Raw genomic sequence first — 25,781 nt, 5'->3', positions numbered from 1 at the left:
CGACTGGATCATCGACATGGGCCCTGAGGCGGGCGAAGGGGGCGGGCGCGTGGTGGCCACGGGCACGCCTGAACAAATCGTCGAACACGCTACCAAGCATCAGTCCGCGGCACGCAAGAAGTCATCGACCGAACTGTTGCGCTCGTACACGGGCGAGATGCTTGAATCGGTGCTGGCCGCCGGGCCGCACATCGAACGCAAGCCTTACGACTTTGTCGCCGAGCAGACCCGGCGCGCCGATGATCTGGACCTGGCCGAGGTGGGCAAGCAGGCGAAGATGCCTTGGGAATCCGACGGCCGCAACTGGCACACCAAGGAACGCCTGGCGCGCAATGGCAAGCCGTGTCGCTGGGACGGCAAAATTCTGGCCAAGGTCGTTGATCGAATCGAAGCGTCGGGGGCCTTCAGCGCCACCAACTGGAACGCCCGCACCGTGGTCGAGGTTTGCGGCCCCGTCAAGGCGGACGGTTGGTTCTTCCACGCCATCACCGGCGAGGAGTGGTTGCTGAAGCTCAAGTTCCGCGTCGCCAAACGGAGCTTCAACCGGGACAAGCTGATCGAAACGCTGGACCTCAAGCCGCTGAACGACTTGCCCGACTTGCCGGTCTATGGAAGTGAGTCGCGGGTGAAGTGCAAGAATCTGCGCGGCCCGTGGCAAGAGGTGCAACTGACGGTGCATTCGTGGGAGGAAGTCGACAAGCCGGCTTTCTGGCAGTTCATCGACGAGGCGATCGCCAGCTTCGAAAAGTTCACCGAGCGCGTGCAGCAGAACCCCGAAGAAATGATGCCCTGGAAGAAACTCGGTCAGAAGTGGCATCTGTCGCGCAAGGGTTTCCCGCTGGGCAAGCGCGTGACCTGGAACACAGAACTGCTCGAAGAGCTGATCGAACACTTGTCCGAGGCGGCGCCCGAGGGGCAGTTTCTGTGGAACAATCAACAGTTGGTCCACCTGTTTCTGCCGGGCGCGACGGAACCTTGGGCCACGGTGTACACCAAGCGCCCCGCGTCGGTCGACTTGCAATTGGTCGGGCCGAAACAGCAATTCGCCCTGGGCCGCGTGACCAACCTGGGGCACGAACCCGAGTTGGCCACCGACCGGGCGGATCGTGACGTGGTGAAGTTGAAGTTCCGCGAAACGGCGGAGTTGACTGCCGAACTGTCCGAGTTTTTGTCCGAGCATGCCGCGGCGGTGGGCAAAGCGCCTGGGCGGCGCGGGGCGCGGCCGGCTTCGGCTGGGGCTTGAGGAGTTTTTATTTCGGACGTGAAAGAAGATTGATGCTCGAACGCCCCCGGTCATTGACCGGGGGCTAAAGAAGACAATGCGATAGCCAAAGATTCAACCAACTATGTCACTGATCGCTCCCCGATTTTTGTTCCGCTACGCCGTGCCGTGCCGCAAGTGCGAACCGCTGTGGACGGCCAACGGCGCGCCGCTCGGCCCCGAGCACGCGCTGCCGCCACTGGGTGACTTGGACCTGGATCGTCCTTGGGGCGAAGTGCGAGTCGGCTGGAGCGACGAGGGGCTAGCCTTTTGGGTCCGCGTCGAGGGGAAAAAGCAGCCTCCTTGGTGTCGTGACGCGCGGCCGGACGAAAGCGACAGCCTGCGTGTTTGGGTCGACACCCGTGACACCAAGAACATCCACCGCGCGTCGCGATTCTGTCATGCATTTATCTTCATGCCGGCCGGCTCGGGGCGGGCGCTCGACGATCCCGTGGCCGAGCAATGGCTCATCAACCGGGCCAAGGAGAACCCCAAGCCGATCAAGCCAGGAGTGCTGCAAGCGCACCGCGAGAAGCGCGTCGGCGGCTACATTCTGTCGGCCTTTGTTCCGGCGTCGGCCCTGACCGGCTTCGATCCGGCCGAGCATCCGCGCTTGGGCTTTACCTATGCGATCGTCGACCGCGAAATCGGCACCCAATCGTTCAGTTGCGGCTCGGAATTTCCTTATCAGGAAGATCCGAGCCTATGGGGGACGTTGGAGCTGGCTTCCTAGCGCCCGGCAACCCTGGCTAGGCGCAAAACTTCTTGCCGCTAGCAGAGATGCGACTACTCGTACGACACCGACCTCAGCGTGATACGAATATAAGCAGACGTAATAGTTGACGCAGATCACGCCTTCTGACAGGGCGAAATGCTAGCTCCGATACTTCGTTATCGACTAATCGTCGGCGGCCCGGTAAACTGATCTACTTATGCTAGCCGGCTGGAAACATTCGTTTCTCCCGAGTTTTGGCAACCGCGGCCGATCTGCCAGCACATTTGGCTGGTTTCGGCCACCGTTGGATGCCAGCGGTCGCGCCCAAGTGGTTGCCGGTTTTGCACGTTTTATGTGAGCTCGAAAGCCGAAAAATAAGAAGTGTCACTTCGTTGCCGCCGTTGGCTTTAGCAACGGTTGGCCTCGCTGGTGGCGAGTGTCAAACAGGCCAGGGTTCGCGGAGGAACCGCACCCACCGGAATAGCGACCGGTCGGCCGACCAATGCCCAGCGTCCTGACGGTAGAACGCACAATGAAGTCATCGTTCTTTGGTCGTCACAGTCTAAAAGTCTTGATTGTGGCGGCGGCGCTGCTCGGCTTCTCGCTGGTCGGAGCGTTCCGAGCCTTTCGCAGCAACAAGAACGACGTCCAGCAATGGCTGCCGGACACCTATACCGAGACGCAGAACTTCCGCTGGTTCCTCAAGAACTTTTCCGGCGAGCAGTTCATTCTGGCCAGTTGGGACGGCTGTACCCTGGACGATCCCAAGAACCGGATGCAGTTGCTGGTCGAAAAGCTGACCACCGACGATCCGGCCTTGAAGTCGACGGGGCGCTACGCCTACTTCGACTCGGCCATGACCGGGCCCCAATTGCTCGAACGGCTGACCAATCCGCCGTTGAATTTGAGCCATGTCCAAGCGCTCGAGCGCTTGAAGGGTTCGCTGATCGGACCAGATCATAACCAGACCTGCGTCGTCTTGACCCTATCGAAAATGGGCTGCGACAAGGCCTCGGAGGCGGTGCGAGTCGTCCGCGACTGCGCCACCGCTGAATGCGCGATTCCGGCCGAGAAGCTGCACATGGGCGGGCCGCCCGTCGACAACGCCGCGCTCGACGACGCCGGCCGCGCCAGCATGGTCCGGCTGTTCGGCTCGGCCATGTTGATCGGCCTGGTGATTTCCTGGTACTGCCTCCGCAGCAAGCGGCTGGTGTTCATGGTCTTTGCCTCGGGCATCTACAGCACCACGCTGAGCATGTCGATCGTTTGGTGGGTCGGCTGGTACTTCTTTGGCGTCACGATGAACACCGTGATGCTGACGATGGTCTCGCTGGTCTATGTGGCGGCTATCTCGGGCGCCATCCACCTGTCGAACTACTACCGTGACACGTGCGTCGAAGAAGGAATCGAAGGAGCGCCAGGCCGCGCCATCCAGCACGCGGCGCTGCCGCTGGGCTTGGCCACGGGCACGACCGTGATCGGGCTGTTGACGCTTTGCTACAACGAGTTGGTGCCAATTCAATTGTTCGGCTTGTTCTCGGCCGTGGGTGTGGGCTCGAGCGCGCTGGTGCTCTGCCTGTTCTTGCCCGCGGCGTTTCAACTGTTCCCCATGCGGGTCACCGACGCCGATCGCGAGCGGGCCGAAGCTGCCGCCAAGTCGCCGGGCGAAATCGGCCAAGGCCCGCTGTGGCGGTTTGCCGATTGGATCGTCGAGCATAACAAACTGGTCACCGCGTGCGGCTTGTTGGTGCTGTTTTTGGGCGGCTGGGGCATGACCAAGATGCGCACCAGCGTCGAGCTGATGCGGATGTTCCCGGACGGCGCGCGAATCAAGGCCGACTACGCCTGGCTCGAGGATCACCTGGGCGAACTGGTGCCGATGGAGATCGTCGTCAAGCTGTCGCGCGATCCGCAGGTCTGCCCGCTGACCTTCCTCGAACGACTGGAACTGATTGAAAAGATCGAGGACCGGGTCACGAAAATGCCACAAGTCGGCAGCGCCCTCTCGGCCCTGACCTTTAGCCGCGACTTGCCCAAGAAGGAAGATTACAAGTCCTCGAGCGGGTTGGGCGGAGCGTTCACGCGCATTGCCATCAAGGACAAATACAAACTGGCCCGCGACCAGATCAACAAGCGAATGTCCGAACACCGCGAGGAATTCGTCAACGCCGGATTCTTGACCGACGATGGCGAGGACTCCGAACTGTGGCGGATCAGCGCCCGCGTCGGCGCGCTCAAGAACGTCGACTATCACGAGTTCATCGACGAGATGAAACGCGAAGTCGAGATGGTCGTCGGCGAACCAGACGTTCAACAGCAAGCCGGCATGGAAGTCGTTTACACCGGCCTGGTTCCCGTCGTCTACAAAGCCCAGCGGTCGTTGTTCGACAACCTGCTGTGGGGCTTCGTGATGGACCTGATCACCGTCACGATCGTGATGACGATCTGCGTCCGCGAATGGACGGCCGGCCTGGTCTTAACGCTCCCCAGCATCTTCCCCATGTTCATTGTCTTTGGCGTGATGGGTTGGGCGGGCATTCTGGTCGACACGGGCACCGTGATGGCGCCGGCCGTGGCGTTGGGCGTGACCGTGGACGACGTCGTTCACTTCATGCTCATGTACCGCGGCGGCCTGAAAGACGGCCTGAGCCGCAAGCAATCGATTATGGTCGCCTACCAGGGCTGTGCCCGGGCGATGTATCAGAGTTGGGGGGTGATCGGCCTGGGCATGTCGGTGTTCGTCCTCAGCCCGTTCACGCCGACGCAACGCTTCGGCTACATGATGGTCACGCTGCTGACCGCGGCAATGGTTGGCAACCTGGTGGTGCTGCCGGCGGTGCTAGTCGGGCCGATTGGCTCGTTGTTCGGCCGCAAGTTCATCGCCAATCGCCGCGCCTCGCAGCCGCGCCGTGACCACGAAACGGTCCATCAGAGTCACGGGGCAATCCTCGGCTCGCTGCACCACGAAGCCGGCCTGCATAGCGCCCGCCGCGGCAGCTAAGGCGGGTCTCACCACGCTCTAGCGTCAGGGATGGCACCGATGGCTCGACCATCGGTGTTGCGCAGCAACAAGAAACTCGCTGGGCTCGCGCAACCCAAATGGAAAGTCGCCACCCGTGCGAGACGGCGCTCGAGGTTTCTTGTGGCCTGCGGCCACCCAGGTGCAAGCACCTGGGCTACCCTCCCGATGCGGTTCTGGAAATTGCTCTACGCTGGCACCACGGGGGCTGGCGCCTCACGCTCGCCGCGCGACACGCACGTCGCCAGAACCAAATCGCCCGAGACGTTGAGCACGGTTCGGCACATGTCGAGCACGCGGTCGATGCCCAGGATGATGCCGATCTCGTCGCCCGACATGCCCACGCTCTTGAGCACGATCACGATCATCGGGATCGAGCCCCCCGGCACGCCCGCGGTCCCCACGCCGGCCAGGACCGACATCAGCACCACGGTCAGTTGCTGTTGCAGATCGAGGTGAATGCCGAACACCTGGGCCAGAAACAGCACCACCACCCCTTCGTACAGGGCGGTGCCGTTCTGATTCGCGGTCGAGCCGATCGTCAGGACAAACTGGGAAATATCGTGCGGCAAGTGCAGCTTGTCGCGGGCCACGCGCAGCGACGTGGGCAGCGTCGCGTTCGAACTCGATGTGCCAAACGCGGTCAACATCGCCTCGGCGATGTCGCGAAAGAACTGCAACGGCGGTCGGCGGCCGCCGACCCACACGGCCAATGAGTAGACGACTACGACCTGGATCGTCATCCCAATCAGCACCGTGACGACGAACCATGCCAGCGTCTTCAAAATGTCAAAGCCGATCTGAGCCGTCACCGAGAAGATCAGGCACGCCACGCCAACCGGCGCGATCCGCATGGCAAAGCCGATGATCGTCATCGAGACGTCGAACATTCCTTCGAGGAACTTGACCAACGTCTCGACCCGCGGGCCCGCCACCGTCAGCGCCAGCCCCACGGTCAACGCGCAGAACATCACGGCCAGCATCCCATTGCCCGGGCTGCTGCCATCCAGCGCGCCGACCATTTCCTGCAACGGGTTTTCGGGAATGATGTCGAGCAGCAGTTTCTTGACCGGCTTGGCGGCTTCGGCCTGATTGATTGCCTTTTGCGCGGCGCCGCTGTATTGCGCGCGGAGCGTCGTCTGTTGCTCTTCGGTCAAGCTGCGGCCGGGCTGAAACACGTTGACGATCGTGAGCCCAATGGCCACGGCGCTGGCCGACAGGACCGCCGTCCAGATCAGCGTGCGCAGCCCCACGCGACCCAGGCGGCGCACGTCTCCCAACTCGAGCATCCCCAACGACAAGGCCGAGAAGATCAGCGGGATCACCACCATCATCACTAGCCGAAGGAAAATCTTGCCGATGGGATCGGCCACCTCCACGGCCCAGAAGTCGATCGTGTCCCACAGGCCGTTGCGATTCACGTCCGGCGCCGAGGGCGCCTCGAGCGAGACGCGACCCAGCCAGTTGCACAACAGTCCGAGCGTGGCGCCGACCAGTAGCCCGATCAATATCTTTTGGTGCAACGGCCGGCCGTGGCGTGGGTCCGCGCCGCCCTCATTCGCTTCAGGTGCAGGCGTTTGCGACATCTGTGGCTGGCCCCGTGTTGGTGCGGAATCGATCAATGGTCGCCGACTGGCGGGCAGAGGAGCCGACATCGTACGCGCTGGCGACCTTGAATTGAACCAGTTTGCGCGCTGGAAACGAGCGGCTTACGCCGGTTTGGCCTACGGCTTTTCCCGGCTACGGGTTATATTTTGGGCCGCCAGTTGGCCGCGGCGCGCGGCCTTTTGCCACGGAGGCTGATCTCGGAGCGCGGTGATGGAATTCTTGCATTCGATCTGGGACAGCATGAAATGGCTGATGGACCTGCGCAAGCCGGACAACCTTCGCGAGCTGGTCACCAGCGTCGGCGTCCTGTGGTGCTATGGCATCCTGTTCGCCATCATCTTCAGCGAGACCGGACTGCTGATTGGCTTCTTCCTACCGGGCGACTCGCTGCTGTTTGCCGCCGGGTTCCTGGCTTCGCAAGAGATCTTCGACATCGTCACGCTCAACGTCGTGCTGATGATCGCTGCCATTACGGGCGACGCGCTGAACTACTTCATCGGCCTACAAATGAGCGAACAGGTGTTCGAGAAAGGCCGGCTCCGCTTCGTCAAGCATCACCACCTGATGGCCGCCAAGGAGTTTTATGAACGGCACGGAGGCAAGGCGATCGTGCTGGCCCGCTTTGTGCCCTTGGTCCGGACATTTACGCCGTTCGTGGCCGGTGTCGGTCGGATGGGCTACTTGCAATTCGCACTTTACAACATCGTGGGAGCAGTCGGCTGGGTCTTTTCGATGTCGGTCGCGGGCTACTTTTTGGGCCAGATTCCGCTGATCAAGAACAACTTCGAGGCGGCCGTAATCACCATTGTGATCGTCAGCGTCCTGCCGGTCGTCTGGGGCGCTTTCAAACATTGGCGGGAAAACGCTCGCAAAACGGCCAGCGCGACGGAATAATTGGCCAGCGACTGAAACGTCCCGCCGCTTCCAACTCAACCGCTTCGTCTGCCGCCCTCCGTTCATGCCAGTCACTCCCTCCACCGGCAATGTCCTGCTGCGCACCGCGCGACGCGAAGCGTTCTGGTCGCTCGTCGTCTGGGGGGCCGCGCTCGTATACACCGTCGTCTATTGCACGCGCTATGGGTACGACCGGTCGATCGACGATCTGACCTACGTGCTCGGCTTTCCCGACTGGGTCTTTTACGGCATCGTCGTCCCTTGGGGCGTCTGCTACTTGATCTCGGCCCTGTTCGCGTTCGTGATCATCAAGGACGCGCCGCTGGCCGATGACGTGCCCGAGGCGCTGGTCGACCGGGAACTGGCTGCGGCCGCGGAAACGCGAGGGAACGATGAGTGACACCCCCTCGGCCGGGCTCGGCGTGCTGGTGGCGCTGGCGCTGGTGATCGGCATCTCGGGCTGGCTGGGACTGTTGGCCCAGCGCGTGGTCGAGCGCGGCTCGTTCGTCAAAGGCTTCTTCCTGGGCAATCGAGGTCTCGGCACCTGGGCCATGGCCCTGACCGCCACGGTGCAAAGCGGCGGCACGTTCATGGGCGTCCCCTCGTTGATCTACAGCCACGGCTGGATCGTCGCCCTGTGGATCGGTCCCTACATGCTCGTGCCGCTGACCGCGTTTTCGGTGCTGGGCAAGCGACTGGGGCAACTGTCACGTCAGACGGCGGCGATCACACTGCCCGACATGTTTCGCGGCCGGTTTGAAAGCGCCAGCGTCGGACTGGTGATGTCGTTCCTGATCATGTTCTACATGTCGTTCATGCTAGTGGCCCAGTTCAAGGCTGGCGCGATTCTGATGCAGTTGTCGATCCCTGGCACCGGCGCGTTGGCCATTGCCGAGGACGGCCATGCCGCGCTCAATTGGAGCTATTACCTGGGGTTGATTGTCTTTGCCGTGACGGTCGTTGGCTACACCATGGCCGGCGGCTTTCTGGCCAGCGTCTGGACCGACCTGTTCCAGAGTGTGTTGATGTTGGTCGGCGTCGCGATCCTGCTGTTGCTAGTGATCCCAATGGCTGGCGGACTGGAAGTGGGTTCGCGCGAGGCCATTAAACAAACGTCGTCGGCCTACGTCTTTGGACCAGGCTATGTCGAGAAGGGGGGCGAATTCCTCTCTCCCTCGTTGGCCATGTCGATGTTCTTCATCTGGATCTTCGGCGGCATGGCGTCGCCGGCCAGCATGGTCCGCGTAATGGCCACGCGCAACACCGCGGTGCTGCGGCGATCGATCTTCTGCCTGGGTACGTACAACTTGTTCATTTACATCCCGCTCATTTGCATCTGCGTGGCCGCCCGCGCGCTGATCCCGAACTTGCCGGCCGCGCAGTCCGACCAGATCATTCCGCGTCTGGCGCTGCTGACCACGCACGAGCTGCCGGGGGGCTCGTTTCTGGCTGGCTTGATCCTGGCGGCGCCGTTTGGCGCGGTCATGGCCACGGTCAGTTCGTTCTTGCTGGTGATGGCTTCGGGAATTGTCCGCGACGTTTATCTTCACTTCATTCATCCCCACGCGCCCGATGCTCGGGTCAAGCTGATCACGCACGTTGTCATGGGGTGCATCGGCCTGGCCGCCGTGATTGCCGTGCTCAAGCCGCCGGATTACCTGCAGAACCTGATCGTCTTTGGCACCACTTGCAGCGCGTGTTCGCTGCTGATGCCGGCCATGATGGCATGTTACTGGCGGCGGGCGACGGCGGCTGGGACGCTGGCCTCGATGATTGTCGGCTCGTTATCGGTATGGAGTTTGTACGCCTTTGGCGTCGCTCAGACCGGCGCGTTCAAACCACTTCGCCCGTGGGGACTCGATCCGACGATCTTCGGCATGGCGGCTTCGTGCGTCTTGGGCATTGGCGTCAGCCTGCTGACGCGGCCCCCACGCGAGGAACTACTCCGCCGCCTGTTCGACGAATCCGACGCGCCCGCGCCGTCAACGCCGTCGCCACGTTAGCAACGACTCAGCGATAACCCTTCTCCCCCGGGGAGAAGGTGGCCGAAGGCCGGATGAGGGTCAACTCATCAATTCAAGTCGCGCCAGCTTGAGACCTACCCCTCACCCCGCTCGCTACGCGAGCGACCCTCTCCCGCAAGGGGCGAGGGTGAATACGCATGAGCGTTACAGCCACCGGGCCGAATATTCGCGCCAAGGTTCCAGCAACTCTGGCTGCCATTCCCAGAGGGCCGCTTGCCACAAGAAGAGTTTGAATCCAACGACAGTCACGGTGACGAGTAGCAACAATCCTGTCGCCACGCATTCAACGGCCGTCGCTCGCAACACCGGATACTCGGTGCGTCGCCCAGCGGGATCGAACCCGCGGGCAGTAACCGCCGTGGCCAAGGTCGTTGACCGGCGCAGCAAGCTCGCCAATAGCGGTAACAATACTCCGATCTCCACACGAAGCGCCGCCCCTAATCGCAACCGGGCTAGTTCTCGCCCCGGCCGATAGCCGCGCAGCCAGAGAGCTTGCCGCGTTTGTCGCCACTGTTCGGCCAGTACCGGCAAGAATCGCAAGGCGGTGATCGTCATGAACGAAACACTGGTTGGCACGCGAAACCAGCTCATGCCAGCCATCAGCCGTGCCGCGGGCGTCGAGAGGGCGATCGCCAACCCCAACGCCGTCGTACCGAGGAAGCGCAGCGACTGTACCGCTCCGTAGAAGGCACCCTCACGCCAGATGGTCACGCCCATCACACTGAACAGCGGCGTGCGCGGCTCGAATCGATAGAAAACCGCCTGGCTCGACACGGCCGCCCACGCGCCACCCAGCAAGAGCAGCAGCACCGCACCCCAGCCACGCCACGACAGCCGCACGCCGGCTAGCGGCAACGATTCAACGACAGCCAAAGCTATTAGCGCGACCATCGAATCGACCGAGACGCTCAGCGTCGACAGGGCCAGCAGCCAAACCAGCTTCACGCGCGGATCGACGCCCACGAGCCAGACCGGGCCATGCATCGTAGCTGGGTCGGAACGGCTCATGCCCCCTCCCCTGCTCGCCGCGCGGCAAGTTCGGCCATCATGTCAGCGAGCGAGCGGCCTTTCAGCCCCAATCGATCGCGCAACTCAAACAGCGGCGGCAGACGCAATCGGGCCGTCTCGCGCAGTTCGTGATCGTCGAGTAGTCGTTCTGGCGAGCAATCGGCCTGCAACTGCCCGTTGGCCAGCACCAACACCCGGGTGGCGTGGGCCAACACCGCGTGCAGGTCGTGCGTGGCGAAAGCCAACGCTTGCAGCCAGGACCGCTCGGCCACCGCGCGGACCAGAGTTTCCATCAACGCCGCCACGTGGCGTTGATCTTGCCCCGTGGTCGGCTCATCGAGCAGCAACACCGCTGGCTGCATGGCCGCCAGGCTCGCCAGCGCGACGCGCAACCGCTCTCCTTGGCTGAGCGACTGTGGCAACTCGTCAAGCAAATGATTCAACTCGAACCGCTGGGCTGCCACGTCGATCCGCGTTGCTACTTCGCCCTCGGTGAGCCCCGCCTGACGCGGACTGAACGCCAGCTCGTCGCGCACGCTCGACGTTAACAAAGCCAGATCAGGATTCTGGGGCAGCAGCCCAACCGGCGGCTGACTCGCATTGCCAACGGACCAAGCAATCGCCCCGGACTTTGGTCGCATCAAGCCGGCCAACGTCGCCAGCAGCGTGCTCTTGCCCGAGCCGTTCGGCCCGATGATCGCCACACGCTCACCTGCTCGTATCGAAAAAGAAACGTCGCGCCAGATTGGCGCAACCGCGTCGGGAAACTGCACACCTAGTTGAGACACGCGACATAACTCGGCGTCACCACTCGGCATCGCACTGACCGCTTGTATCGGCGGCACCTCGCCGGTCGCGCAACCCCCGGCGGCCAGCGAGAGCCGCAACGTGTCCGGGAGCGCCAGGCGACCCTGCTGTAGCGCGTCGGCTACCGCTTCGGCATCTTGCGCCGCCACGTCGGCGACGACGGCCCCCTCGTCAATCACCAGCAAGCGTCCGGCCCGCGGCAACAACTCCTCGAGCCGGTGTTCGGCCACGACGATCGTCATGCCTTCCCGATGCAAGCGCGCCAGTTCGTCGAGCAACTCGTGGGCGGCCTGCGGATCGAGCTGGGCTAGCGGCTCGTCGAGCAACAACGCCCGCAGTCGCATCGCCCACCAACAGGCCAGCAGCAGCCGCTGCTTTTCGCCACCGGAAAGCAGATGGATCGGCGTGCGCCGCACCTCACCCAAACCGAATCGTGCGACGGCTTGCTCCTGGCGCTCGGCAATCTGCTCACTCGACCATTGCAGATTCGCCAGACCGAAGGCGATTTCGTCGTCGATGCTCGTCGTGCAGAACTGATCGTCCAGGCTTTGCTGCGTCAGGCCAATGCAACTGGCCAACTCTCGACGAGACAAACCGCGCGCATCATGGCTAGCGATGCGCACTTCGCCGGCGAGCTGCCCACGACCATGCTGAGCGAGCCAACCGGACAGCGCCCTGAGCAGCGTGCTTTTGCCCGAACCGGTTCGCCCCGCCAAGACGACGAACTCGCCGGGAGCAATGGACAATGATACATCGCGCAGCGTCGGTTCCGTGCGGCCGGCAAACGTATAGCTCAGCCCGCGCGCGGCGATGATCGGCCCTGGGGGCGCACTCACGGCGAGGCCCTTCGCAAATGGTAGCCCAGCGGCACGCCAGCCGCCCCTCCCACGGCCGCATAGACCAGCGTCGCCAGCGTCACCGCGGCAATGAACGACGGGGAAAACTGCAACCGATAAAGCGTCATCGAAATCAGGTACTGCACCAGGACCGTGATGGCTTTGCACAAACCGATGCTGACGGCCACGCGGACGATAATCGAACCGCTCGGGGCGGGCCGCGCTTCGCGAAGCGCCGGCAGCCGCGTTACCCCCGCCAGCCAAAGGATCGCTTCGTGTAGCGCGATGCTGCCGGAAATCAAGACCAATGACGAAATATTCAGCGAGGCGCTGAAAACGCCGTTCAACAGAAACACCGTGGCCATCTGCAGCGACGCAGTTCCCACGCGAGGAAATAGGACCAGCACCACGGCCAGGAGCAGTGCCTGCACCCCCTGATCGAAGACGCCCGAGAAGAAAATCGAATACGGCCCCAGCAACGCGAATAGAATGGTATTGATCAGCAGCGACACGTACGAGACCACGAAATGGATCGCCGCCACCAGCGCCACCGCGGTCAAGCGTTCGACGTCGGCGCCAGAGCCCGGCCGGCTCGCTACGTCCGCCGAGGTAACAGGACGGGCATTCGGTTCGCTGATTTCGTGGCTCATTGGCCCGTCACAACTAGTGGCTGAAACTGCCGCTCGGGTCTGATATAACCAACGGCGCTGGCCCGGCCGCGAAACGGTATCGAACAACCTTTCGCGGCCCGTAGCGGCCAGCTTACTTGTCGACGATTACGACTGCCAGGGCTACATGGAGATGTCACGGCAATGTCTGATTTCAAGTATTTGAAACTATCGTTCCCCGAACCCGATCTGGCCTGGCTGGTGCTCGACGACCCGCACAAAAGCGCGAATATCCTCTCGCGCGTGGTGCTCGAGGAGCTGAACGCTTGCCTCGATCAACTAGTGGCGCGGGGTAACGTCACCGGCCTGGTCATCGCCTCGGCCAAGCCGGGCATCTTTGTCGCCGGCGCGGACCTGCGCGAGTTCGTGGCGCAGAAGTCGCCGACCCGCGAAACTGTGATCGCCATCGCCGCGCAAGGACGCGAGCTCTTCATGCGCTTGTCCAAGATGCCGTTCGTCACCGTGGCCGCTATCGACGGCATGTGCGTCGGTGGCGGGGCCGAGCTGGCCATCTGGTGCGATCGCCGGCTGGTCACGAACAATCCCAAGGCCCAGTTCGGCTTTCCCGAGGTGAAGCTCGGCATGTTCCCGGGCTGGGGCGGCACGGTTCGCTTCCCACGAGTGGCGGGCCTGGGCAACGCCGCCGAACTAATCACCAGCGGCGAGTCGATCGACGGTCGCGCGCTGGCTTTGATGGGAGTCGCCACCGATTGCGTCGCGCCGGAACACCTCGAAGCAGCCGCGCGGCAACTGGTCCGGGAAGAGCAGAAGTCGAAGGCCTATCTCGCCGACCGCAAGCGTTGGGCCCAGCCGATCGAAATGTCCGAGACCGAGCTGACCTTCCTGGGGGCGACGGCCGCCGCGTTCATTCAACAGCAGACCAAGGGGCAATACCCGGCGCCGGTGGCGGCGCTGGAACTGCTGCTGGCCGCATCGAGCGTCGAGCAGGACGAGGCGGGACGCCAAGAGTCGGAATCGTTCGCCGAACTGTTCGGCACGCCGATCAACCGCTCGTTGATCAACGTCTTTTTCCTGACCGACCGGAACAAGAAAGACCCTGGCATCGCCGCCAAGGACATCAAACCGGCGGCGGTGAAGAGCATGGCGGTGATTGGCGCAGGCATCATGGGCTCGGGCATCACGGCCGCCAGCATCAAGCGCGACATCACCGTGGCCCTGACTGATTCGCGCCCCGATTCGCTGGCCAACGGCGCGCGCAAGGCCCTGGAAGAAGCGTCGTATAACAAGGCCACCAAGGGGCCCGACGTCGAAAAGGCGCTGAAGCTCGCGCCGCTGCTGCGCGCGACGACCGCCGATGAAGAACTGGCGCAGGCCGATCTGGTGATCGAAGCGATCATCGAGCAGCCCGCCGCCAAGCAGGAACTCTACGCGCGGCTTGAACCACACCTGGGCCCGAACACGATCCTGGCCAGCAACACGTCGGCCATCTCGATCGGCCAACTGGCCGAAGGGTTGAAACATCCCGACCGATTCGTGGGGATTCACTTCTTCAACCCGGTTCGACAGATGCCGCTGGTCGAGATTATTCGCGGGCCAAAGACCAGCGACCAGACCGTGGCTACGGCCGTCGCCTATGCCAAAGCGGTCGGCAAGTCGCCGATCGTGATGAACGACGGGCCCGGCTTTCTGGTCAATCGGCTGTTGCTGCCGTACATGAACGAAGCGCTCGAACTGGTGGCCGAAGGGGTCTCGCTCAAGGCGGTTGACGACGCGGCCAAGCGGTTCGGCATGCCCATGGGACCGCTCGTGCTTTACGACGTGGTTGGGCTCGACACAGCACTGCACGCCGGCCACGTGATGCACCAGGCGTTTCCCGACCGTGTGCGCGAGTCGCCGATTCTCACGGCGCTCGTCAAGGCAGGCCGACTGGGGCAGAAGACCGGGCGTGGCTTGTTCAAGTACGACGGCAAAAAGCCGCGGGCGATCGACGATCCCGAGGTCGCGGCGTTGCTGGCCCCGCACATCAAGCCGGGCGCGACGATGAAGGACAAGCAGATCACCGAGCGGTTGTTCCTGCCGATGGTGCTTGAAGCGACGCGGATTCTGGCCGAAAAGATCGTTCGCGATCCACGCGACGTTGATCTGGGGCTGATCTTCGGCATTGGCTTCCCGCCGTTCAAAGGGGGGCTGCTGTTCTGGGCCGATACGCTGGGGGCGGCCAAGGTGGTCGAAATGCTGAAGCCGTACGAATCGCTCGGCGCGCGGTACCAGCCGACGCCCATGCTGCTTGAGTTAGCCAAGTCCGGCCGCCGGTTCTACGAAGAAGGGCCAGGATAGATTTTCACTGCTGCAACCCAGGGCATGATACTCCTGGGCTTTTGTTGTGAACCCATCACCGACGTACCGTTTGTTTCCTTTGCAACTGACCACTGACAACGGACCTCACCATGTCCCACGCCGTAATTGTCGATGCCGTCCGTACGCCGGTCGGGCGCGCGCACGCTGAAAAAGGTTGGTTCCGCAACGTCCGATCCGACGACTTGGCGGTTGCCGTCGTCAAGGCGATTGTCGAGCGAACCAAAATCGATCCCGAGGTGATCGAGGACTTGATCCTGGGGAACACCCAGCAGCAAGGGGAGCAAGGCTTCTGCGTGGCGCGGCACGTGGGCCTGATGGCCGGGCTGCCAATGGCCACCGGCGGGGCCACGGTAAATCGACTGTGTGGGTCCAGCTTGCAGGCGATTAACCAGGCGTCGCACGCCGTCGTGGCCGGGGCCGAGGATGTGCAAATCGTCGGCGGGCTGGAGCACATGCTTCACATTCCGATGGACAAAGACATTGACCTGAACCCCAAGCTCTTCGCGCGGACCAGCAAAGGCGCGCTGCTGATGGGGGTGACGGCCGAGTTCCTGGCGCAAAGCCAGGGCATCTCGCGCGAAGAGCAAGACGCCTTCGCCCTGCGCAGTCATCAACGGGCCGCAGCCGCGCACCAGGCGGGCGAGTTCCGCCGCGAGATGATCCCGATCTGGGGTCACAACGAAGCTGGCGAGCGATTCCTGGTGGACGTCGACCAGTGCATCCGCTTCGATGCGTCGGCCGAAGCGCTGGCCGCGCTGAAGCCGGCCTTTATGCCCGTCGTTGGCACAGTCACCGCAGGGAATAGCTCGCCGCTGAACGATGGCGCGGCCGTGGTGCTGATCATGTCCGAGGCGCGGGCACGCGAGCTGGGTTTGAAACCACTGGTGCGTATTCTGGCCACGGCCATCGTCGGCGTCGACCCGGCCGTGATGGGGACCGGGCCGGTACCTGCCGTGCAGAAGGTTCTGAAACGCGCCGGCATGAGCTTGAAGGACATCGACCTGATCGAAATCAACGAAGCCTTCGCGGCCCAGACGATCGCCTGCTGCCGAACGCTCGACATCGATCAAGAGAAGCTGAACGTGCGTGGCGGGGCGATCGCGATTGGCCACCCCCTGGGGGCCAGCGGCGCCCGCATCGCCGCCACGCTGGTCAATGCCATGGTTGACCGGAACGCCGAGATCGCGCTGGCCACGATGTGCATCGGCCTGGGCCAGGGTGTGGCGACGATTTTTGAACGTGTCAACTAATCTGCGCGCCGCAACTCGGGGCCAATAAGTATGCCAACTGCTGAAACAGCGATCGCAAGCAGGCCCGGCGATGAGCCGATCACGTCGATCTTCTTTCGTCGCGTGGCGGAAAAGGCCGGCGAGACGGCAATCATCGCCCGGCGCGGTGACGCATTGCGTCCGCACACCTGGGGAGAGCTGGGTGACGATGTTCGCCGCTTCGCCGCTGGACTTGTTCGCGATGGCGTCTCGGCCGGCGATCGCGTGGTGGTGATTTCCCCCAATCGGTACGAATGGATCGTCGCCGACCTGGGGACGCAACTCGCCCGCGCGGTTCATGTACCCATCCATGCCGCGTTGTCGGGTCCGCAGATCGCCTGGCAAATCGCCGACGCCGGGGCGCAATTGGTGTTCCTGTCCGGCCTGGAACAAGCCGAGAAACTGGCGGGCAGCGTCGATGCGTTGCGTGGCCGCGTTCGTTGGGTCTCGTTCGATTCGTGCGTTAGCCTGTCGCTGCCCATGTCCGTCGAAACGCTGACCGAGTTCACGGCGGATATATCGCCCGCGCAACTCGCCCGAGTGACCGACAACTTGCCGGCCATCAAGCCGAGCGATTTGTGTACGATTCTCTACACGTCGGGCACCACGGGGGAGCCCAAGGGGGTGATGCTGTCGCACGGCAATTTGGCGTTCAACGCGGTTTCGTCGCTCGACGCGTTCGGGCCGCAGGCCGGCGACCGGCGGCTCTCCTGGCTGCCGCTGAGTCACATTTTTGCCCGCACGTGCGACGCATTTACCTGGATCGCCCAAGGGTGCGAGATGGTCCTGGCCGACGCTCCCGAAACGGTCGTGCCGCAGTGCAAGGAATACCACCCCACGTTGATGAACGGCGTGCCGTACTTCTTTGAAAAGGTACAGCGCTACGTCACCACGCAACAGGAACAAGGGAACAACATCACCCTCGCCGAAGTGTTCGGCGGAAGGTTGCGGGCCGGCATCGCCGGCGGCGCGCCGTTGCCGCTACACGTGGGCGAGTATTACCGCGCGCAGGGCGTGCGATTGCTCGAAGGCTACGGCCTGACCGAGACGTCGCCCGTGATTTCGACGTGTACGCACCTGGCTCACAAGCTGGGGACCGTCGGGCCGCCGATTCCTGGCGTCGAAGTCAAGATCGCCGACGATGGCGAGATTCTGACCCGCGGGCCGCACGTCATGCAGGGTTATTGGCGCAAGCCCGAGGCGACGGCCGAAATCGTGCGCGGCGGCTGGCTGCATACCGGCGACCTCGGCAAGATCGATGCCGAAGGTTACCTGAAGATCACGGGTCGCAAGAAGGACCTGATCGTCACCTCAGGCGGCAAGAACATCGCGCCGACCTACCTGGAAGGCTTGCTGTCGGCCGATCCGTTCATTCGCCAGGTGGTGGTGATCGGCGACCGGCGGAATTTCTTGTCGGCGCTGATTGTGCCCGAGCCCGATCAGTTGCGTCCCTGGGTGTTCGCACGCGAGTTGCAAGTCACGTCGGTGGCCGAGGCGTTGGCCCATCCCGAAGTGCGGCAGTTGTTCCGCCAGAACATCGACGAGCGACTGAAAGGGGTCTCGCGCTACGAGCAGATTGGCGATTTCGTCCTGTTGGACCGGGGGCTGACGGTCGAGAATGGCGAGCTGACGCCGACGCTCAAACTGCGCCGCGGCGTGATTGCCGAGCATTTTGCCGAACAAATCGAGGCCATGTACCAGCGGACACGGGTTCATTGCAGTCCTTAATGACCGGCCGCCTGGAACTAACAAGCGAGGTATAATTCAGAGCATGCGAACACCCCTCCCTCGCAGGGAGGGGCGGGGGGAGGGTAAACGCGTCGCGCAAGTTTGCGACGAGAACCCACGGGGCGACGGGGGCCCTCATCCGGCCTTCGGCCACCTTCTCCCGAGGGGAGAAGGGTTGATGGACGCCAACACCTGGCATCAGGGAGCCACGCCATGAAGGACGATCTCGAGCAGCCGTCGACCGGCGAAGGACAGTCGTTCGCCGAAACCGCCTTGAAGCTCGGCGGCAAGAGCGAGGAAGAAGCGCGGCGAACCGGCGCGATCGATCGCGCCGACGATCAGGTCGAAGCCTTGTTCGCGGCGCGGTTCCAGACCGTGGCCAGCCCGGCCCATCGCGCCGTCTGGGAATCGCAGGTGCCGGTCGAGTTGTTCACCAGCAGCGAGACCAAAGTCCCGGCCGACGTGCAACAGATCATGGACCGTTCGATCGAACTGGTCCGCGCGCATCGCCAAGCGGGCACTCTGTACAACGCCGATCACAAGATCGCCGAGTCGGTGCTGAACGAACTGGGCCAGGCGGGCTATTGGGGCCTGCTGGTCGATCGCGAATTCGGTGGCAGCGGAGCGCCGTTCGCCGCCTTTGCCCCGTTCCTGACGCGCATGGCCACTGTCGAACCAACCGTGGCGGGCATGGCCAGCGTGCATGGCTGTATCGGCGCGGTTGACCCGGTGCGGACGTTCGGCACGCCCGAGCAGAAGCAGCGCTGGCTCCCCGACTTGGCCAGCGGGCGGCGGTTGAGCGCGTTCGCGCTGACCGAACCGAACGCCGGCAGCGATCTGACGGCGCTGCGCACCCGGGCCGTTCTCGACGGCGGCGATTACGTCGTCAACGGCGAAAAGCTGTTCATCACCAACGTCGTGCCGGGGCGCACCATCGGGCTCGTCTGCCTGATCGACAACAAGCCCGCCGTCTTGGTCGTCGATTTGCCGGAGCAAGAGAACGAACACTTCCAACTGCGGAAGTACGGGCTTTATGCGCTAAAGCATACCTACAATCAAGGGATCGTCTTCCGCGATCTGCGCGTGCCCGCGGGAAATCTGCTTAAGCCATCGCGCGGCGACGGATTGACCATTGCTTACCACGGGCTGAACTTGGGGCGGATCGCGCTGTGCGCCACCGCGGCAGGCAGCATGCGGATCATGCTGGCCAGCATGTTGCCCTGGGCCAAGTTCCGCCGCACCTACGGCCAGCCGATTGCCACACGCGAATTGGTGCGGCGCCGGATGGCGCGACTGGCGGGACTGATTGTCGGAGCCGACGCGCTGGTGGCGTGGTGCTCGCGGTTGATCGACGAGGGTTACCGCGGCGAAATGGAATGTATTATCGCCAAGATATTCGGCAGCGAGGCGCAAAAGGACGCGGCTATCGAGCTGATGATGAAGACGCACGGCGGCCGGGCGTTTCTGCACGGCCACCTGTTCGGCGACAACGTCCACGAGTTCCTCGCCCCGTGCATCTACGAAGGCGAAGGCGAAATGCTCGGCATGGCCTACTTCAAGTCGCTGGTCAAACAGCACGGCACGCAATTCTTCGAGCCGATCGGAAAAGCGCTGGCGGCCGCCGGTATCAAAAAGCCGAACATGGCCAACCCCATGCACCTGGCCGTGCTGCGCGAACCGCTGTGGGAGTACGCCAAGTGGTTTGCCGGCCAGAAGCTGCGCGGGCACACCGCGCCGCAACTTCCGCAGTTGCCGAACGAGCTGGCCGAACATGCCAAGTTCGCGTGCCAGCGGTTGCAGGGTGCCGCCCTGGAAATCAGCGGCGTGATGCGCAAGTACCAGTTGGCGCTGGCCGACCGCCAATGCCGGATGGCCGAGCTATCGCAACGCGTGCAGGACGCGATGATCATTTTGTGTACGACGCTGTACGCCGGTCGCCAAAAAGACCCGCTCGTGCATCAGGCGGCCGATCTGCTGTGCCAGGATCTGTCGCATCGCCTGACCGGCCAGCGGCCGAGCGACCGCTACTTCCGCACGGCCAACAAGCTGGGCGAAGCCATTGCCAACGGCGGGCTGGCCAGCCTGGCCGGTGTGGCCGCGCCGGAAGTGCTGATGCCGTACACGGAATGATGCGTCTTCGCGACGCCAGCGATCAGTGCCTCGATTAGCCCGCGAGCACTTCGACGTGCCCCGATTTACGCGGGTGAGGCGTCGAAATTGTAATTCGCACGTCGCATCCCAGGGCATTCAAGAACCGGATCAGCCGGTCTGTTGAGAAACCGTCGAGCCGGCCATTGAGCAACGCCGAAACCTTGGGCTGATTGATTCCCAAGACTTTGGACGCCGCTGTTTGCGTCAATCCGCGGGCTTTGATGACCTGGAAGATGCGCGCGGCAAGCTGCGACTTGGCCAAATACTCCTGAGCATCAGGCAGCCGCAAGTCCTGAAACACATCGCCGCTGCTGGGTTGAACGAGTTGTTTTTTCTTCATGATGAGCGTTTCTGGTAGTGACGCTGGTAATGCGCCTCGGCGACTTTCAGTCGTTGCTCAATTAGCTCAATGTGGGGCTTTGGTGTCGCGATGCCGCGATGAGACTTCTTTTGGAAGCAGTGCAACACATAGATCGCCTGGGCGAACCGCACCGTATACACGCCGCGATAGGCATTGCCGTCATGGGTGACGACAATCTCGACGACGCCTGCGCCGCCGAACCCGCGCAGTGCCTTGGCGCTCGGCGAGCGCGCTCCCAGTTGCGCCAGGTACAGCGCAAAGCCCATTTCCTTTCTGACAGGAATCGGAAACTCGATCAAATCGCCCTTGGATGAAGCCACCCATTCCAACGGCTTCAAGTCAGGTTGCTCGCCTTCATCTCCCATCATTTTATTATCCCTTTTTTGGGATATTGTGTCAAATTGCCTCGCCGGCCCGTAAGCGGCTTTTTTCTCAACGTGGCAGAGTAACGTCCCATCCGGCTTTTGTTTACGTTGGCGGCCGTCGGCTCCTTGACGATCTGGCCCGAGCACCACTAAACTGTTGGGCTAATCTGATTTACGCCAATTCGCTAAGGACCATCGTCAATGGCTAGTACGAAGTACGTCTATTCGTTTGGACAAACCGGCACCGACGGCGACGCCTCGATGCGCGAACTCCTCGGGGGCAAGGGGGCCAACCTCGCCGAAATGACCAAGATCGGCCTGCCCGTGCCGGCCGGCTTCACCATCGGCACCCACGTTTGCACGTATTACTACGCCAACGGCAAGCAATATCCGCCCGAACTCGCCGGCCAGGTCGAAGCGGCCATGGCCAAGCTCGAAAAGGAAATGGGCAAGAAGTTCGGCGATCCGACCAACCCGCTGTTGGTCTCGTGCCGCTCGGGCGCTCGCGACTCGATGCCGGGCATGATGGACACGGTGTTGAACATCGGCTTGAACGACACCACGGTCCAGGCCCTGACCAAGGCCTCGGGCAACGAGCGGTTCGCCTGGGACAGCTATCGCCGCTTTGTGCAGATGTACGGCGACGTAGTGCTGGGCCTGAAGCCCGAGAAGAAGACCGACATCGATCCATTCGAGGAACTGCTCGAAAAGAAAAAGCACGCCGCCAAGGTCAAGTTCGACAACGAACTGAGCGTGGCCCAGTTGAAGGAACTGGTCGCCGAGTTCAAGGCCGCCATCAAGCAGCGCACGGGCAAGGACTTTCCGAACGATCCCAAGCAGCAGGTTTGGGGCGCGATCGGCGCCGTGTTCAATAGCTGGATGAACGACCGGGCGATGGTGTATCGCCGCACCTACGGCATTCCTCACGAGTGGGGCACCGCCGTCAACGTCCAGGCGATGGTGTTCGGCAACCTGGGCGACGACTGTGCGACGGGCGTGGCGCTGACACGCGACGGCGCGCTGGGGACGCCGGGCTATTGCGGCGACTATCTGATTAACGCCCAGGGCGAGGACGTCGTGGCCGGCATCCGCACTCCGGAACGGATCGAGGAAACCCTGGCCAAGGCGATGCCCAAGGCGTATGCCGAGTTGGACAACATCGGCAAGATTCTCGAAGGGCACTACAAGGACGTGCAGGACATCGAGTTCACCGTCGAGCGTGGCAAGGTCTGGATGCTGCAAACCCGCAACGCCAAGCGAACCGGTTTCGCGGCCGTGCGGATTGCGGTCGACCTGGTCGACGAAGGCAAGATCACCGCGGAAGAAGCGTTGTCGGCCAAGCGGATTCCGGCCGACGACTTGAACCAGTTGTTGCAGCCCGTGTTTGATCAGGCTGGCAAGAAGGCCGCAGTGGCCGCGGGCCGCTTGATGACCAAGGGGATCAACGCGGGCCCTGGCGCCGCCACGGGCCAGATCGTCTTCCACGCCGATGACGCCGAAAAGAAGTTCCTCGCCAACCCGAATGTCGAATTGATTCTGGTCCGTCGCGAGACCACGCCCGAAGACTTGCGCGGCATGAAAGCCGCCAAGGGCATTCTGACCGCCTTCGGCGGCGCCAGTTCGCACGCCGCGCTGGTCAGCCGGCAGATGGGCAAGGTCTGCGTCGTGGGCGCATCGGAACTGAACATCGACTACGAAGCCGCTACCCTGACCGTCGGCGGCAAGGTCTTCAAAGAAGGCGAATACATCTGCGTCGACGGCTTCACCGGCGAAGTCTTCTCGGGCAAGGTCGAAACCAAGCCCAGCGAAGTCATCCAGGTGTTGATCACCAAGACGATGAAGGCCGAGGAGTCGCCGGTCTATCAGCGTTACGCCAAGCTGATGACCTGGGTCGACCAGCATCGCAAGCTGAAGGTTCGCACCAACGCGGACGAGCCCAAGCAAGCCAGCGAAGCCGTCTCGTTCGGCGCCGAGGGGATCGGCCTGTGCCGAACCGAGCACATGTTCTTTGATCACGTGGACGAGTTCCGCGAGATGATCCTGGCGGCCGACCTGCCGGCTCGCGAGAAGGCACTGGCCAAGTTGCTGCCCTTCCAGCGCAAGGACTTTGACGGGCTGTTCCGGGCCATGAATGGCCGACCGGTGACGATTCGCCTGTTGGATCCGCCGCTGCATGAGTTCCTGCCGCACGACCACGCGGCCCAGTCGGCCCTGGCGGCCAAGACGGGCATCCCCGTCGATTACATTTCGCGCCGCGTGCATGAACTGCACGAAGCGAACCCCATGCTCGGCCACCGCGGCTGCCGCTTGGGCATCGTCTACCCCGAAATCACCGCCATGCAAGCGCGGGCGATCTTCGAGGCGGCCTGCGCCGTCAAGAAGTCGGGTATCGATGTGAAGCCGGAGGTGATGATTCCATTGGTCGGCTTTGTGACCGAGTTCAAGAACCAGGAAAAGGTCATCCGCGAACAAGCTGACAAGGTGTTCGCCGAGACCGGTGTGAAGGTCGACTATCTGGTCGGTACGATGATCGAAGTGCCGCGGGCCTGTGCCGTGGCCGATCAGATCGCCAGCGGTGCCGAGTTCTTCAGCTTTGGCACCAACGACCTGACGCAGACCACCTTGGGCATGAGCCGCGACGACTACGGCGGCTTTATCAACCACTACAAGGAAACGGACATCGTCCCAAATGATCCGTTCCAGACGATCGACCAGGACGGCGTTGGCGCCCTGATGAAGGTAGGTGTGGAAAAGGGTCGCAGCATCCGCAAGGATCTGAAGATCGGCATCTGCGGCGAACACGGTGGCGATCCGGCCAGCGTGGTGTTCTGCCACACGATCGGGCTCGACTACGTCAGTTGCTCGCCGTTCCGCGTGCCGATTGCCCGGCTGGCTGCCGCCCAAGCCGCCGTGGCCGACAAGGCCAAGAAGAAGTAACACGGCGTCGCTGGATGGCGACCTCGTGTATTAACAATCAAAGCCCAGGGGAACTCTTTCCTTGGGCTTTTTTATTTCACCGCAAAGACGCAAAGAGCGCAAAGGGAATGCGCGGCGGGCAGATGTACAGAACGATTACTTGAGTGTCTACGGTCTTCTTTGCGTCCTTCGCGTCTTTGCGGTTCAAATTCCGATTGCGCAACAAAAAACCCAGGAGCTAAACCTCTGGGTTTGCATGGCCTTATCGCAATTCTTGTCTAATCGCTAATGGCTAACCGCTAATCGCGATTAACCAACCTTCCGCTGCGAATCGTTCTGCACGACCGTGGCTTCTTCGCCGATCTTCACACCCACGCCCGGCGGCAAGCGGCGTTCGTTAATAATGCCCCGTGTGACAAGCGGCAGGAAGCGGCCGTAATCGGCGGCGGGCTCGTTGGTGAACTCGGCCTTGAGTCGTTCGATGATCTCCTGCCAGCGGAGGCTGCTGCGGTAAATCACGCGATAGGCGGCCTTGAGTTCGGCAATTTGCGCGGCCGTATAACCAGCCCGGCGCAAGCCCACGGAGTTTAACCCCACAACGTAACCCGTACAGCCGTCAATCGTGACGTACGGAGGCACGTCCTTGGTGACCAATGCGGTGCCGCCAACCATGACCAGCTTGCCGACGCGGCAGAACTGATGCACGGCGACGCCGCCGGAGATATAGGCCCGATCTTCCACGGTAACGTGGCCAGCCAGCATTGAGCCATTGGCGAAGATCACGTTGCTTCCCACGACGCAATCGTGGGCGACGTGAACGCCGACCATCAGAAAGTTATTGTCGCCCAGTTGAGTCGTCGCGCCGGCATGCAGGGCCCGGTGGATCGTCACGTTCTCGCGGAACGTGTTGCCTTCGCCGATTACCACGTCGCCAATCTCATCGGGCACCCGCAGGTGCTGCGGCGCGCCGCCGATGACGGCTCGTTCAAAGACATGGTTCCGCGGGCCCATCTTGACGCCCGACTTGATCATGGCGTAGGCGTCGATGGTGCAGTCGTCGCCGATGACGGCGTCGGCTTCGACGATGGCGAAGGGTCCGATGTCGACATTCGCGCCAATCTGGGCGCGTGAGTCGACCACAGCCAGCGGATGAATGCCCACGGCGTGAATCCCTTGTTCGATCCGGGCCCGACTGCCGTTGTGGCGTGTGCTTCGACGGCGGTGGTCGAAGGACTCTCGCGCGGGCATGGCGAGTGATGCGGGCCGGCGTGACCGGTGGCCGCGGTCTAACGGTGGTATCGGTTAGACGGTTCGGACAGGCTTAACCCGAAAAACAGTCGGCGACCTTTTTCGTCCCCTCACGCGGCCGGCATCTGGTAGCATGGCGTGGCGGAAACCTCCGCAACTCTCTGGTACCGCCGGCCTTGAAGGGGGCGTAGAATACCCACAAACGGCGGTCGCAATCCATCCCACTTCTGCTAGCACCATCAAGAATTCTCATGCCCAGCAAATTTGAACTGGTCGATCAGGCCGACGCCCTGAAAGACGAAGGAAAACTCCCCGAAGCCGTGGCCAAATTGCAGGAAATCCTGGCCCAGGACGAGGCCTTTGCCCTGGCCCATTCCAAGCTGGCCATCGTGCTGGGCAAGCTGGGCCAACACGACGAGGCGATTCGTCACGCCCAGCGGGTCTGTGAATTGCAGCCCAACGACTCATTCAGCTTCACGGCCCTCAGCGTGACGTGCGTCCGTGCGGGTCGCATCCAGGAAGCCGAAGACGCCAAGGCCCGGGCCCACATGCTCGGCCCACGGCGCTAGCGCAGCCTTTTTTATG

At 62.6% G+C, this 25,781-nt stretch carries 19 protein-coding genes; 12 read left to right on the top strand and 7 right to left on the bottom strand.

Features of this window, described 5'->3' with window-relative positions; genetic code table 11:
• The first annotated feature begins 16 nt into the window (after window positions 1-16).
• From JSS27_17345 to JSS27_17335, 3 genes are all read left to right on the top strand, one after another.
• Window positions 17-1,243: a hypothetical protein gene (locus JSS27_17345; GenBank protein ID MBS0210711.1), complete on the top strand. Its 1,227-nt coding sequence runs from the start codon at window positions 17-19 to the stop codon at window positions 1,241-1,243.
• 103 nt (window positions 1,244-1,346) lie between these two features.
• The gene (locus tag JSS27_17340; GenBank protein ID MBS0210710.1) at window positions 1,347-1,994 is read left to right on the top strand and encodes a hypothetical protein; all 648 of its coding nucleotides are present in this window, start codon (window positions 1,347-1,349) and stop codon (window positions 1,992-1,994) included.
• A gap of 514 nt (window positions 1,995-2,508) precedes the next feature.
• Window positions 2,509-4,977 carry an MMPL family transporter gene (locus tag JSS27_17335; GenBank protein ID MBS0210709.1) on the top strand — a complete coding sequence of 823 codons (2,469 nt, stop codon included), beginning with the start codon at window positions 2,509-2,511 and terminating at the stop codon, window positions 4,975-4,977.
• A gap of 206 nt (window positions 4,978-5,183) precedes the next feature.
• Here the strand turns inward: JSS27_17335 and JSS27_17330 are convergent, their stop codons facing one another.
• Complete coding sequence (locus JSS27_17330) at window positions 5,184-6,581, bottom strand: dicarboxylate/amino acid:cation symporter (GenBank protein MBS0210708.1); 1,398 nt, start codon at window positions 6,579-6,581, stop codon at window positions 5,184-5,186.
• Between the two features lie 262 nt (window positions 6,582-6,843).
• On the opposite strand from JSS27_17330, the gene JSS27_17325 reads away from it, so the two are divergent.
• The 3 genes from JSS27_17325 (at window position 6,844) to JSS27_17315 (ending at window position 9,500) form a co-directional block, all read left to right on the top strand.
• Window positions 6,844-7,497, top strand: coding sequence for a VTT domain-containing protein (locus JSS27_17325; GenBank protein MBS0210707.1), 654 nt, complete (start codon window positions 6,844-6,846; stop codon window positions 7,495-7,497).
• Between the two features lie 64 nt (window positions 7,498-7,561).
• Complete coding sequence (locus tag JSS27_17320; GenBank protein MBS0210706.1) at window positions 7,562-7,897, top strand: DUF997 family protein; 336 nt, start codon at window positions 7,562-7,564, stop codon at window positions 7,895-7,897.
• A complete protein-coding gene (locus JSS27_17315) occupies window positions 7,890-9,500 on the top strand; it encodes a sodium:solute symporter (GenBank protein MBS0210705.1) in 1,611 nt (536 codons plus the stop codon). Before JSS27_17320 ends, JSS27_17315 begins: the two co-directional genes overlap by 8 nt.
• Window positions 9,501-9,665: 165 nt before the next feature.
• Here JSS27_17315 and JSS27_17310 read toward each other — a convergent pair whose 3' ends face one another.
• Genes JSS27_17310 through JSS27_17300 form a run of 3 tightly spaced genes read right to left on the bottom strand, consistent with a single transcriptional unit; the run spans window position 9,666 to window position 12,822 of the window.
• Window positions 9,666-10,529, bottom strand: coding sequence for a hypothetical protein (locus JSS27_17310; GenBank protein MBS0210704.1), 864 nt, complete (start codon window positions 10,527-10,529; stop codon window positions 9,666-9,668).
• A complete protein-coding gene (locus tag JSS27_17305) occupies window positions 10,526-12,172 on the bottom strand; it encodes an ABC transporter ATP-binding protein (GenBank protein ID MBS0210703.1) in 1,647 nt (548 codons plus the stop codon). The genes JSS27_17310 and JSS27_17305 overlap by 4 nt, the downstream gene beginning before the upstream one ends.
• Window positions 12,169-12,822: a hypothetical protein gene (locus JSS27_17300; GenBank protein MBS0210702.1), complete on the bottom strand. Its 654-nt coding sequence runs from the start codon at window positions 12,820-12,822 to the stop codon at window positions 12,169-12,171. Before JSS27_17300 ends, JSS27_17305 begins: the two co-directional genes overlap by 4 nt.
• A gap of 162 nt (window positions 12,823-12,984) precedes the next feature.
• Here JSS27_17300 and JSS27_17295 point away from each other — a divergent pair, with 162 nt between their 5' ends.
• The 4 genes from JSS27_17295 to JSS27_17280 all read left to right on the top strand — a co-directional run bounded on the left by JSS27_17295 (window position 12,985) and on the right by JSS27_17280 (window position 20,285).
• A complete protein-coding gene (locus JSS27_17295) occupies window positions 12,985-15,138 on the top strand; it encodes an enoyl-CoA hydratase/isomerase family protein (protein ID MBS0210701.1) in 2,154 nt (717 codons plus the stop codon).
• A gap of 110 nt (window positions 15,139-15,248) precedes the next feature.
• Window positions 15,249-16,409 (top strand): acetyl-CoA C-acyltransferase, encoded by a 1,161-nt coding sequence (locus tag JSS27_17290; GenBank protein MBS0210700.1) that lies wholly within the window; start codon window positions 15,249-15,251, stop codon window positions 16,407-16,409.
• Window positions 16,410-16,439: 30 nt separating this feature from the next.
• Window positions 16,440-18,155 (top strand): long-chain fatty acid--CoA ligase, encoded by a 1,716-nt coding sequence (locus JSS27_17285; GenBank protein ID MBS0210699.1) that lies wholly within the window; start codon window positions 16,440-16,442, stop codon window positions 18,153-18,155.
• A 213-nt stretch (window positions 18,156-18,368) separates the two neighbouring features.
• Window positions 18,369-20,285 (top strand): acyl-CoA/acyl-ACP dehydrogenase, encoded by a 1,917-nt coding sequence (locus JSS27_17280; protein MBS0210698.1) that lies wholly within the window; start codon window positions 18,369-18,371, stop codon window positions 20,283-20,285.
• Between the two features lie 34 nt (window positions 20,286-20,319).
• On the opposite strand, the gene JSS27_17275 is transcribed toward JSS27_17280, so the two are convergent.
• The gene (locus JSS27_17275) at window positions 20,320-20,646 is read right to left on the bottom strand and encodes an XRE family transcriptional regulator (protein ID MBS0210697.1); all 327 of its coding nucleotides are present in this window, start codon (window positions 20,644-20,646) and stop codon (window positions 20,320-20,322) included.
• Window positions 20,643-21,035, bottom strand: a complete 393-nt coding sequence (locus JSS27_17270; protein ID MBS0210696.1) for a type II toxin-antitoxin system RelE/ParE family toxin — start codon at window positions 21,033-21,035, stop codon at window positions 20,643-20,645. Before JSS27_17270 ends, JSS27_17275 begins: the two co-directional genes overlap by 4 nt.
• 198 nt (window positions 21,036-21,233) lie before the next feature.
• Here JSS27_17270 and JSS27_17265 point away from each other — a divergent pair, with 198 nt between their 5' ends.
• Entirely contained in the window at window positions 21,234-23,969 is a 2,736-nt protein-coding gene (locus tag JSS27_17265; GenBank protein MBS0210695.1) for a pyruvate, phosphate dikinase, read from the top strand.
• 288 nt (window positions 23,970-24,257) lie between these two features.
• Here JSS27_17265 and lpxA read toward each other — a convergent pair whose 3' ends face one another.
• Window positions 24,258-25,109 (bottom strand): acyl-ACP--UDP-N-acetylglucosamine O-acyltransferase, encoded by an 852-nt coding sequence (lpxA, locus tag JSS27_17260; GenBank protein ID MBS0210694.1) that lies wholly within the window; start codon window positions 25,107-25,109, stop codon window positions 24,258-24,260.
• Window positions 25,110-25,447: 338 nt separating this feature from the next.
• Here lpxA and JSS27_17255 point away from each other — a divergent pair, with 338 nt between their 5' ends.
• Window positions 25,448-25,765, top strand: a complete 318-nt coding sequence (locus tag JSS27_17255; protein ID MBS0210693.1) for a tetratricopeptide repeat protein — start codon at window positions 25,448-25,450, stop codon at window positions 25,763-25,765.
• The last annotated feature ends 16 nt before the right edge of the window (window positions 25,766-25,781 follow it).

The organism is Planctomycetota bacterium, assembly GCA_018242585.1.
Classification (GTDB): domain Bacteria; phylum Planctomycetota; class Planctomycetia; order Pirellulales; family PNKZ01; genus JAFEBQ01.
Note: the sequence above shows the minus strand (reverse complement) of the source record. Positions and strands in the feature narration are given on the sequence as shown.

Excerpts from the sequence above, each read along its gene's own strand:
- JSS27_17345 (MBS0210711.1), top strand. The coding sequence starts at position 17 with ATGGGCCCTGAGGCGGGCGAAGGGGGCGGGCGCGTGGTGGCCACGGGC.
- JSS27_17340 (MBS0210710.1), top strand. The coding sequence starts at position 1,347 with ATGTCACTGATCGCTCCCCGATTTTTGTTCCGCTACGCCGTGCCGTGC.
- JSS27_17335 (MBS0210709.1), top strand. The coding sequence starts at position 2,509 with ATGAAGTCATCGTTCTTTGGTCGTCACAGTCTAAAAGTCTTGATTGTG.
- JSS27_17330 (MBS0210708.1), bottom strand. The coding sequence starts at position 6,581 with ATGTCGCAAACGCCTGCACCTGAAGCGAATGAGGGCGGCGCGGACCCA.
- JSS27_17325 (MBS0210707.1), top strand. The coding sequence starts at position 6,844 with ATGAAATGGCTGATGGACCTGCGCAAGCCGGACAACCTTCGCGAGCTG.
- JSS27_17320 (MBS0210706.1), top strand. The coding sequence starts at position 7,562 with ATGCCAGTCACTCCCTCCACCGGCAATGTCCTGCTGCGCACCGCGCGA.
- JSS27_17315 (MBS0210705.1), top strand. The coding sequence starts at position 7,890 with ATGAGTGACACCCCCTCGGCCGGGCTCGGCGTGCTGGTGGCGCTGGCG.
- JSS27_17310 (MBS0210704.1), bottom strand. The coding sequence starts at position 10,529 with ATGAGCCGTTCCGACCCAGCTACGATGCATGGCCCGGTCTGGCTCGTG.
- JSS27_17300 (MBS0210702.1), bottom strand. The coding sequence starts at position 12,822 with ATGAGCCACGAAATCAGCGAACCGAATGCCCGTCCTGTTACCTCGGCG.
- JSS27_17295 (MBS0210701.1), top strand. The coding sequence starts at position 12,985 with ATGTCTGATTTCAAGTATTTGAAACTATCGTTCCCCGAACCCGATCTG.
- JSS27_17290 (MBS0210700.1), top strand. The coding sequence starts at position 15,249 with ATGTCCCACGCCGTAATTGTCGATGCCGTCCGTACGCCGGTCGGGCGC.
- JSS27_17285 (MBS0210699.1), top strand. The coding sequence starts at position 16,440 with ATGCCAACTGCTGAAACAGCGATCGCAAGCAGGCCCGGCGATGAGCCG.
- JSS27_17280 (MBS0210698.1), top strand. The coding sequence starts at position 18,369 with ATGAAGGACGATCTCGAGCAGCCGTCGACCGGCGAAGGACAGTCGTTC.
- JSS27_17275 (MBS0210697.1), bottom strand. The coding sequence starts at position 20,646 with ATGAAGAAAAAACAACTCGTTCAACCCAGCAGCGGCGATGTGTTTCAG.
- JSS27_17270 (MBS0210696.1), bottom strand. The coding sequence starts at position 21,035 with ATGATGGGAGATGAAGGCGAGCAACCTGACTTGAAGCCGTTGGAATGG.
- JSS27_17265 (MBS0210695.1), top strand. The coding sequence starts at position 21,234 with ATGGCTAGTACGAAGTACGTCTATTCGTTTGGACAAACCGGCACCGAC.
- JSS27_17255 (MBS0210693.1), top strand. The coding sequence starts at position 25,448 with ATGCCCAGCAAATTTGAACTGGTCGATCAGGCCGACGCCCTGAAAGAC.